This is a genomic window from Streptomyces sp. NPDC059851, from assembly GCF_042732005.1.
Taxonomy (GTDB): Bacteria; Actinomycetota; Actinomycetes; order Streptomycetales; family Streptomycetaceae; genus Streptomyces.
Map to the genome: position 1 here is coordinate 35,973 of NZ_JBHWJJ010000052.1, position 9,802 is coordinate 45,774.

At 70.6% G+C, this 9,802-nt stretch carries 8 protein-coding genes; 1 reads left to right on the forward strand and 7 read right to left on the reverse strand.

Annotated features, from left to right (window positions below; translation table 11 throughout):
* Nucleotides 1-8: 8 nt before the first annotated feature.
* The 7 genes from mreD to ACFV7Q_RS19605 form a co-directional block, all read right to left on the reverse strand.
* Nucleotides 9-713, reverse strand: coding sequence for a rod shape-determining protein MreD (mreD, locus tag ACFV7Q_RS19575; RefSeq protein ID WP_385429944.1), 705 nt, complete (start codon nt 711-713; stop codon nt 9-11).
* Nucleotides 714-724: 11 nt separating this feature from the next.
* Entirely contained in the window at nt 725-1,675 is a 951-nt protein-coding gene (gene mreC, locus ACFV7Q_RS19580) for a rod shape-determining protein MreC (protein ID WP_385429946.1), read from the reverse strand.
* A 174-nt stretch (nt 1,676-1,849) separates the two neighbouring features.
* Entirely contained in the window at nt 1,850-2,869 is a 1,020-nt protein-coding gene (locus ACFV7Q_RS19585) for a rod shape-determining protein (RefSeq protein ID WP_360622546.1), read from the reverse strand.
* A 320-nt stretch (nt 2,870-3,189) separates the two neighbouring features.
* Nucleotides 3,190-3,600, reverse strand: coding sequence for a nucleoside-diphosphate kinase (ndk, locus tag ACFV7Q_RS19590; protein WP_385429947.1), 411 nt, complete (start codon nt 3,598-3,600; stop codon nt 3,190-3,192).
* Between the two features lie 111 nt (nt 3,601-3,711).
* Nucleotides 3,712-4,056 (reverse strand): DUF4233 domain-containing protein, encoded by a 345-nt coding sequence (locus ACFV7Q_RS19595; protein ID WP_385429948.1) that lies wholly within the window; start codon nt 4,054-4,056, stop codon nt 3,712-3,714.
* Between the two features lie 2 nt (nt 4,057-4,058).
* Nucleotides 4,059-5,531, reverse strand: a complete 1,473-nt coding sequence (locus ACFV7Q_RS19600; protein ID WP_385429955.1) for a bifunctional folylpolyglutamate synthase/dihydrofolate synthase — start codon at nt 5,529-5,531, stop codon at nt 4,059-4,061.
* Between the two features lie 342 nt (nt 5,532-5,873).
* Entirely contained in the window at nt 5,874-8,522 is a 2,649-nt protein-coding gene (locus ACFV7Q_RS19605; RefSeq protein WP_385429950.1) for a valine--tRNA ligase, read from the reverse strand.
* A 126-nt stretch (nt 8,523-8,648) separates the two neighbouring features.
* Here ACFV7Q_RS19605 and ACFV7Q_RS19610 point away from each other — a divergent pair, with 126 nt between their 5' ends.
* Nucleotides 8,649-9,656, forward strand: coding sequence for a hypothetical protein (locus tag ACFV7Q_RS19610; RefSeq protein ID WP_385429952.1), 1,008 nt, complete (start codon nt 8,649-8,651; stop codon nt 9,654-9,656).
* Nucleotides 9,657-9,802: the final 146 nt, after the last annotated feature.

Here is a 9,802-nt window from a genome sequence, read left to right on the forward strand (position 1 = left end):
CTGCCCTTTCACAGCTTCTTGACGCTCTTCACGCTCTTGACGCCCTTCACCCCCCTTATCCGTCCGGCCCGGTTGGCCCGGTTGCGGGCCGTCATCAGCCGCAGGCCGCCGCGCTGGCTGCCGATGCGCAGGCCGGTGCCGCCGGCGAGCCAGCCGGAGGAGACGTCGGTGGCCGCGGCCTGGCCGCCGCCCGCTTCGACGGCCATCGGGTCGTTCTCGGCGCGCCGGGCGAGGGCCATGACGAACGGCACGGTGAACGGCGCGAGGAGCAGGTCGTAGACGGTGGCGGTGAACAGCAGCCCCGTCAGGCCCACGTGGCGGGCGGCGGTGTCGCCGACGAGGGCGCCCACACCGGCGTACAGCAGGGTGGAGCCGATCGCGGCGGCGACGACGGTGAGCATCGGGCCCCAGGCGGAGCGGAACCGCCCGGAGTCGGGGCGGACGAGGCCGGCGGCGTACCCGATGACGCACAGGACGAGCGCGTACCGCCCGGCGGCGTGGTCGGCGGGCGGGGCCAGGTCGGCGAGGAGGCCCGCGGCGAAACCGGTGAGGGCGCCGCCGACGTGCCCGTAGACGAGGGCGAGGGCGACGACGGTCAGCAGCACCAGGTCGGGTACGGCGCCGGGCAGTTGCAGCCGGCCGAGGACGCTGACCTGGACGACGAGGGCGACCAGGATGAGCGTGGAGGCGAGCAGGATCCGGTTGAAGCGCATGGCGTCTGCTCCTACTCGTCGGCCGGACCGGCGGACGCGCCGGCGGACGCGGACGGGGACGGGGTCACCGTGACGGTGACCGTCGGCGTGGGCACGGCCTGGGGCTTGGGCGGCAGGACGGCGTCGCGGGGGTCCTCCCGCGGGGGCATGACGACGACGCCGACGATGTCCAGGCGGGAGAAGCCGACGAAGGGGCGGACCCAGACGGTGCGGGTCAGGTCGCCGCGCGCGGGGTCGACCTTGACCACCTCGCCGAGGGGGACCCCGGGAACGAAGGGCTTGTTGCCGCGCGAGCCGAAGGTGACGAGCCGGTCGCCGGGACTGATCTTGGCCTTGCCGTTGAGCATCTGGACGGAGAGGGCGCGGTCGCCCTGCCCGGTGGCGAAGCCGAGTTCGCCGGTCTTCTCCAGGCGGGTACCGACGGTGAAGTCGGGGTCGTTGGCGAGCACGACGGTGGCTGTGTCGGGGCCGACGGTGGCGACGCGGCCGACGAGACCGTCGCCGTTGATGACGGTCATGTCGCGTTCGATGCCGTCCTTGCTGCCGGCGTCGATGGTGACGGTCCAGGAGAAGCCCTGGGCCGCTCCTATGGCGATGACCTCGGCGCCCTTGATGCCGTACTGTCCGGCGCCGGCCCGCTTGAGCATCTCGTCGAGCTCGCGGATCCGGCTGCGGTTCTGCTCCTCGCTGCCGAGCTTGGCCTTCAGTGCGGCGTTCTCGCGCTCCAACACGGCGATGCGGCTGTGCCGCTCGCCGGAGTCGCGTACCGCTCCTATGGCGTTGGCGACCGGATCGACGGCCGTTGCGACGCCCTTCTCGACCGGTCCGAAGACCGCCGCGGCGGCCTGGCGGGCGCCGTCGACCGGGGACTCCTCTCCTGCCCTGATGTCCACCGTGATCAGTGCGAACGCGATGGCGATCAGGAGCACCAGGAGCAGCCGGCTTTCTCGTGTGTCCCTCACGTGCGGCGGCCGTGCCTTCCTTTGTAGATACCCGTGCGGCTGAACCGCGCCGGTGGAGCCGGGGCTTGCACCGGACTGTTGCCTGTATATCAACGATCCGCCGCACGGGCGCGGCAGCACCCGTACGGCGGATCCTTGTGTTCCGCTTGTCCCCCGGGCGGCCGGGGGTGCCGGTCAGCGCCGGGGCTGGGCGTCCAGGACCTGCTGGAGCGCCTCGAACTCCTCGACGCACTTGCCGGAGCCCAGGGCGACGGAGTCCAGCGGGTCTTCGGCGATGTGGATCGGCATGCCGGTCTCCCGGCGCAGCCGCTCGTCGAGGCCGCGCAGCAGGGCGCCCCCGCCGGTCAGGACGATGCCGCGGTCCATGATGTCGCCGGAGAGCTCCGGCGGGCACTTGTCGAGGGTGGTCTTCACCGCGTCCACGATGGCGTTGACCGGCTCCTCGATGGCCTTGCGGACCTCGGCGGCCGAGATGACCACGGTCTTGGGCAGACCGGAGACCAGGTCACGGCCGCGGATCTCGGTGTGCTCGTCCTGGTCGAGGTCGTACGCCGACCCGATGGTGATCTTGATCTGCTCGGCGGTCCGCTCACCGAGGAGGAGGCTGTACTCCTTCTTGATGTGCTGGATGATCGCGTTGTCGAGCTCGTCGCCGGCCACCCGGATGGACTGCGCCGTGACGATTCCACCCAGGGAGATGACCGCGACCTCGGTCGTGCCGCCGCCGATGTCCACGACCATGTTGCCGGTGGCCTCGTGCACGGGCAGGCCCGAGCCGATGGCCGCCGCCATGGGCTCCTCGATGATGTGCACCTGACGGGCGCCGGCCTGCGTGGACGCCTCGATGACGGCGCGGCGCTCCACCCCGGTGATACCGGAGGGGACGCAGACCACGACGCGCGGGCGGGCCAGGTAACGGCGCTTGTGGATCTTGAGGATGAAGTACCGGAGCATACGCTCGGTGATCTCGAAGTCGGCGATGACGCCGTCCTTGAGGGGCCTGACGGCGACGATGTTGCCGGGCGTGCGCCCGATCATCTTCTTCGCCTCGGAGCCGACCGCCAGAATGCCACCGGTGTTCGTGTTGATGGCGACCACGGACGGCTCGTTCAGGACGATCCCCCGGCCCCTCACGTACACCAGCGTGTTGGCGGTCCCGAGGTCGATCGCCATGTCACGGCCGATGAACGACATGTTGTTCCCCTTGTTCCCCATGAGGAGCGTCTGGCCTTCCAGTTGATAGCGGCTGCTGTCAGGTCGGCGAGGTGGGTGTGTGGGTGGAGGCCCCATCGTAGTGCCGAGGGTACGGACATCGCGCGACGGGACTCCGGCAATCCCGCCGGAACGGATACCCGCCCCCTTAGTGGTGACGTCGTGTCCTGCACATGCGTTCCCGCAGTGGCCCGGCCATACCGAAGGGCGACCGAAATTACTTCGGTCGCCCCAGGTCGTGAGCGCTATTCGGCTGATGTTGCGTCAGGACGCGCCTATCGGGAAACCCGTCGGGGGATCCGTCAGAGGGAGGGGAAGAACAGCTTCAGCTCGCGCTCCGCGGACTCCTCCGAGTCCGAGGCGTGGATCAGGTTCTCGCGGGTGATGGTGCCGAAGTCACCCCGGATCGAACCGGGCGCGGCGGCGATCGGGTCCGTCGGACCGGCCAGCTGGCGCACGCCCTCGATCACGCGCTCGCCCTCGACCACGAGGACGACGACCGGGCCGCTGGCCATGAAGCCCATGAGCGGCTCGTAGAAGACCTTGCCCTTGTGCTCGCCGTAGTGGGTCTCCAGGGTCTCCTGGTCCAGCGTACGCAGCTCCAGGGCCGGGATGGTCCAGCCGGCCTTCCGCTCGATCCGGCCGATGATCTCGCCGACCAGACCGCGACGGACCGCGTCGGGCTTGAGGATGACGAGCGTGCGCTGGGACATGTTGCTGCTCCTTGCGGCAAACGGGTGCGGTGGTACGAGGCTACAGCCAGCCGGCGGACGCACTGCGCGGAGCCCCGGGCCCGCTCGGGCCCGGGGCTCCGCGGCCGGCGGCTACGCCTGGGCTTCGCTCTGCGCGGCCCAGCGGGCCTTCGCGATGTCGATCTTGCGGCCGTAGTGGACCGAGCACCACCACAGGCCCGCGAACACCGCCCCGAGGAAGAACATCATCGGCACGACGAACCCGCTCGCGATCAATCCGATCTGCAGGGCCCAGCCGATCTGCACCGCACCCGGCCGGGAGAGCATCCCGCACAGCAGCACCGACAACAGCATGGCGATGCCGCAGACCGTCCAGACCGTGGCCTGGGTCAGGTCCGGGTTCTTCATGGCCACCAGCCCGGCGAAACCGATCACGAAGACTTCACCGATCAGCGTCGAGGCACACAGCGTGCGCATCCTCAGCCCCTCTTCAGCAGCAGGCGGGCCTCGCCCACCGTGATCACGGAGCCGGTCACCAGGACGCCGGCCCCTCCGTACTCGGCCTCTTCCTCCGCCAGGGTGATCGCCGCCTCCAGGGCGTCGTCCAGCCGCGGCTCGACCTGCACCCGCTCCGCGCCGAACACCTCGACCGCGATGGCCGCGAGATCGTCCGCCGACATCGCCCGGTGGCTGGTGTTCTGCGTGACCACGACCTCCGCGAAGATCGGCTCGAAGGCCTCCAGGACCCCCCGCACGTCCTTGTCGTCGCTCACGCCGACGACGCCGACCAGCCGGCTGAAGCCGAACGCCTCGGTCACCGCGTCCGCCGTCACCTGCGCGCCCGCCGGGTTGTGCGCCGCGTCCAGGATCACCGTGGGGCTGCGGCGGACGACCTCCATCCGGCCCGGCGAGGTCACCGAGGCGAAGGCCCGGCGCACGGTGTCCACGTCCAGCTCCCGGGCGTGCTGCGCACCGACCCCGAAGAAGGCCTCCACCGCGGCCAGCGCCACGGCAGCGTTGTGCGCCATGTGGGCGCCGTACAGCGGGAGGAAGATCCCCTCGTACTCGCCGCCCACGCCGCGCAGCGTCAGCATCTGCCCGCCGACCGCCACCTCGCGCGAGACGACACCGAACTCCATGCCTTCCCGGGCCACCGTCGCGTCCACCTCGACGGCCTTCTTCAGCAGCACCTGCGCCGCGTCCACCGGCTGCTGCGCCAGGATCACGGTGGCGTCCTGCTTGATGACGCCGCCCTTCTCCTGGGCGATCTCGGCGGGAGTGGAGCCGAGCCGGTCGGTGTGGTCCAGGCTGATCGGGGTGACCACGGCGACCGCGGCGTCGATCACGTTGGTCGCGTCCCAGCTGCCGCCCATGCCGACCTCGACGACGGCCACGTCCACGGGCGCGTCCGCGAAGGCCGCGTACGCCATGCCGGTGAGGACCTCGAAGAAGGACAGCCGGTACTCCTGGGAGGCGTCGACCATCTCCACGTAGGGCTTGACGTCCCGGTACGTGTCGACGAACCGCTCCGCGGTGATCGGCGCCCCGTCCAGGCTGATGCGCTCGGTGATCGACTGCACGTGCGGGCTGGTGTATCTGCCGGTGCGCAGGTCGAAGGCGTTCAGCAGGGCCTCGATCATGCGGGCCGTGCTCGTCTTGCCGTTGGTGCCGGTGACGTGGATGGAGGGGTACGCGCGCTGCGGCTCACCCAGGACGTCCATCAGCGCGGCGATCCGGCTGACGGAGGGCTCCAGCTTGGTCTCGCCCCAGCGGGTGGACAGCTCCTGCTCCACCTCCCGCAGCGCCTGCGCCACCTCGGGGTCGAGGGGCTCCGCGGGCACGGGGTCGCCCTGGGGCGGTCCGGCCTGGGCGCGCAGGGTCCGGCTGCCCGCCTCGATCACCGCCAGGTCGGGGTCGCGGTCGGCCTCCTCCGCCACGATCTGCTCGAACATGTCGAGGGTGTCGTCGCGGTCGTCGGGGCCGTGGCTCTCGGGCTGCTGCTCACTCACAGGGCCAGTCTACGGACGGGGGCCCGGAGGGCTGCGCGGCCCTCGGCTCCGGCCGGGACGCGGGACCCCGGACGGCGCCACCGGGGTGTCGGGGTCGCCGCGGCGTCGCGGACGGCGGCAACGGGTCGTGGACCTGCGGGGCCGCCGTCCGCCGTACGGGTGGGCCCGCCCGCCCGCTCTGCTCCGCGAGGGCCGGCAGCCCGTCCGTACGGCGAAGACCCCCGCACCGGCCCTCGGTGCGGGGGTCTTCGTACGCGCGTGCGGCCGTGGGCGGCCCGGGGGCCATCAGGCGGCGGGCAGGGCCTCCAGCTGGGCCTGGATCCGCGCGATGTCGGCCTCGGCCTTGGCCAGGCGGCCCTTGATCTTGTCCACGACGTTGTCGGGGGCCTTGGCCAGGAAGGCCTCGTTCCCGAGCTTCGCCTCGGCCTGGGCCTTCTCCTTCTCCGCGGCCGCGAGGTCCTTGGAGAGGCGCTTGCGCTCGGCGGCCACGTCGATGGTGCCCGACAGGTCGAGCGCGACGGTGGCGCCGGCCACCGGCAGGGTGGCGGTGGCGTTGAAGCCCTCGCCCTCCGGCTGGAGGCGCAGCAGCTGGCGGATGGCCGCCTCGTGCGCGGCCAGCTGCGTACCGGCCAGGTCGAGCCGGGCCGGGACCTTCTGACCCGGCTGGAGGCCCTGGTCGGCGCGGAAGCGGCGGACCTCGGTGACGACGGCCTGGAGGTTCTCGATCTCGGCCTCGGCGGCCTCGTCGCGGAAGCCGCCCGGGGCGTCAGCCCCAGGAACGGACACAGCGGTCGGCCACTCGGCGACCACGATGGACTCGCGGCCGGTGAGGGTGGTCCACAGCGTCTCGGTGACGAACGGAACGACGGGGTGCAGCAGGCGCATCAGCACGTCCAGGACCTCGCCGAGGACCCGGCCGGAGGCCTTGGCGCCCTCGCCGCCCGCGAAGAACGTGGTCTTGGACAGCTCGACGTACCAGTCGAAGACCTCGTCCCACGCGAAGTGGTAGAGGGCCTCGCTGAGCTTCGCGAACTGGAAGTCCTCGTAGTACGCGTCGACCTGCGCGACCGTCTTGTTCAGACGGGACAGGATCCAGCGGTCGGTGGCGGACAGCTGCTCGGCCGGCGGCAGTTCGCCCTCGACCGTGGCGCCGTTCATCAGCGCGAAGCGCGTGGCGTTCCAGATCTTGTTCGCGAAGTTCCGGGACGCCTGGACCCAGTCCTCGCCGATCGGGACGTCGGTGCCCGGGTTGGCGCCCTTGGCCAGGGTGAAGCGGACGGCGTCGGAGCCGTACTTGTCCATCCAGTCCAGCGGGTCGACGACGTTGCCGAAGGACTTCGACATCTTCTTGCCGCGCTCGTCGCGGACCAGGCCGGTCAGGGCGATGGTCTTGAACGGGACCTCGCCGTCCATCGCGTACAGGCCGAACATCATCATCCGGGCGACCCAGAAGAAGATGATGTCGTGGCCGGTGAGGAGGACGTCGGTGGAGTAGAACTTCGCCAGGTCCGGGGTCTTCTCCGGCCAGCCGAGGGTGGAGAACGGCCACAGGCCGGAGGAGAACCAGGTGTCGAGGACGTCGGTGTCCTGGTGCCAGCCCTCGCCCGCCGGCGGCTGCTCGTCGGGGCCGACGCAGACGATCTCGCCGTTCGGGCCGTACCAGATCGGGATCCGGTGGCCCCACCACAGCTGGCGCGAGATGCACCAGTCGTTCATGTTGTCGACCCAGTCGAAGTAGCGCTTCGACATGTCGGCCGGGTGGATGGCGACGCGGCCGTCACGGACGGCGTCACCGGCCGCCTTGGCCAGCGGGCCGACCTTGACCCACCACTGCATGGACAGGCGCGGCTCGACGGTGGTCTTGCAGCGCGAGCAGTGGCCGACGGAGTGCATGTACGGGCGCTTCTCGGCGACGATCCGGCCCTGGGAGCGCAGGGCGCCGACGACCGCGGAACGGGCCTCGAAGCGGTCCAGGCCGAGGAAGGGGCCGTGGACGGTGATCACACCGTGCTCGTCCATGATCGTCAGGGAGGGCAGGTCGTGGCGCTGGCCGATGGCGAAGTCGTTCGGGTCGTGCGCCGGGGTCACCTTCACGGCGCCGGTGCCGAACTCCGGGTCCACGTGCGTGTCCGCGACGACGGGGATGGTCCGGTCGGTCAGCGGCAGCTTGATCTGCTTGCCGATCAGGTGCTGGTACCGCTCGTCGTCCGGGTGGACGGCGACGGCGGTGTCACCGAGCATCGTCTCCGCGCGGGTGGTGGCGACGACGAGGCTGTCCTCGCCCTCGCCGTACTTGATCGAGACGAGCTCGCCGGCGTCCTCCTGGTACTCCACCTCGATGTCGGAGATGGCGGTCAGGCAGCGCGGGCACCAGTTGATGATGCGCTCGGCACGGTAGATCAGCTCGTCGTCGTACAGCTTCTTGAAGATGGTCTGGACGGCCTTGGACAGGCCTTCGTCCATGGTGAACCGCTCGCGCGACCAGTCGACGCCGTCGCCGAGGCGACGCATCTGGCCGAGGATCTTGCCGCCGTACTCCTCCTTCCACTGCCAGACGCGCTCGACGAACTCCTCGCGGCCCAGGTCGTGGCGGGACTTGCCCTCTTCGGCGAGCTGCTGCTCGACCTTGTTCTGGGTGGCGATGCCGGCGTGGTCCATGCCGGGCAGCCACAGGGCTTCGTGGCCCTGCATGCGCTTGCGGCGGGTCAGGGCGTCCATCAGCGTGTGCTGGAAGGCGTGGCCCAGGTGGAGGGAGCCGGTGACGTTCGGCGGCGGGATGACGATGGTGTACGCGGGCTTCTCGCTCGCGGCGTCGGCGGTGAAGTACCCACGCTCTACCCAGCGCTCGTAGAGCTTCCCCTCTACCTCGGCCGGCGCGTACTGGGTCGGCAGTTCGGAGTTCGGGGTGCTGGGTGTCTGCGTGTTCTCGGTCACGGGCACAGTTTAGAGGCGTAACGGTCCGGTACTGAAACCGGTAATCCTGGGGGCCGGGGCCCAGCACCCGCCGCTGGTGAGCCAGGATGTGTGGACTGCATAAACATCCTGAAGGGGGACGTGGGTATGAGCTACAACCAGCCGGGACCGTACGGAGGCCCGCCGCCGCAGCAGCCGGGACCTTACGGCGCCCCGCCGCCCCCGCCCCCGCCGCCGGCGCCCGGCCCGTACGGTCAGCCCGCCCCCCAGCCCGGCTACGGCTACCCGCAGCAGCCGCCGACCGCTCCGATGAACATGCCGCCGCAGCCCCCGCCGCCGCCGCAGCCCGGCCCGGGCTACCCGGCGCAGCCGCCGACGGCCCCGATGGGCTTCCCGCAGCAGCAGCCGCCCTACGGCTACCAGCAGCCGGGCATGCCGCCGCAGCCGTACGGCACCCAGCCGCCGAAGAAGTCGAAGGCCGGCGTGATCATCGCCGCCGTCGTCGCCGTCGCGGTCATCGCGGGCGGCGGCTGGTACCTCCTCGGCGGCGGGGGCGGCACCATCGACGAGGCCACCAAGGGCCAGAAGCTGGCCTTCCCGGCCTCGGTCGACGCTTACGCGAAGAACGAGAAGGCGGTCACCAACTCCAAGGGTGACGCCCCCGTGACGGGCGAGGCGAAGACCAGGACCGAGGCCCTGGGCATCAAGGACGCGCACGCCGCCAGCCTGCAGTACGTGAACGGCGTCGCCGGCAAGGGCAAGCAGCTGAGTGCCAACGGCTACTGGGGCCAGATCGCCGACCCGGAGAAGACCCTCAACCTCTACTTCGACCAGATCGGCGCGCCCAATCCGGAGCTCGACAAGCTCGGCCTGAAGTACGAGAAGGTGGGCTCCCCCAAGGAGTTCACCCCTGACGGCTTCAAGGGCGCCGTCATGAAGTGCGTCGACGTGAAGATGAGTACGTCGAAACCCACCAAGCCCGGCGAGCCCAACTCCCTCACGGTCCCGTTCTGTGTCTGGAGCGACTACTCCACCCTGGTCGCGGTCAGCCACATCGACCAGCCTGCGATCGTGAGCGGCGGCACCCACGGCACGCATGAGGACCTGTCCAAGCTGGCTGCGAAGCTCTACAACACCTCCCGCACAAAGGCCTGACCGGCTCTCAGGGGCCCAGTGCGCCCGGGCCCCTGAGAGCCCGACCTCCCGCTAGGGCCTGTTGTGAAAGTGCTGGTCATAGCCATTCGTTGATGGCTGCGACCAGCACGGTCGCTTCGTAGCGGACGGCGAGTTTGTCGTACCGG

What these genes read in the sequence shown, in the direction of transcription:
- ACFV7Q_RS19600 (WP_385429955.1), bottom strand. Translation starts at nt 5,531, where the DNA reads ATGTTCGAGCAGATCGTGGCGGAGGAGGCCGACCGCGACCCCGACCTG.
- ACFV7Q_RS19610 (WP_385429952.1), top strand. Translation starts at nt 8,649, where the DNA reads ATGAGCTACAACCAGCCGGGACCGTACGGAGGCCCGCCGCCGCAGCAG.
- ACFV7Q_RS19595 (WP_385429948.1), bottom strand. Translation starts at nt 4,056, where the DNA reads ATGCGCACGCTGTGTGCCTCGACGCTGATCGGTGAAGTCTTCGTGATC.
- ACFV7Q_RS19585 (WP_360622546.1), bottom strand. Translation starts at nt 2,869, where the DNA reads ATGTCGTTCATCGGCCGTGACATGGCGATCGACCTCGGGACCGCCAAC.
- mreD (WP_385429944.1), bottom strand. Translation starts at nt 713, where the DNA reads ATGCGCTTCAACCGGATCCTGCTCGCCTCCACGCTCATCCTGGTCGCC.
- ndk (WP_385429947.1), bottom strand. Translation starts at nt 3,600, where the DNA reads ATGTCCCAGCGCACGCTCGTCATCCTCAAGCCCGACGCGGTCCGTCGC.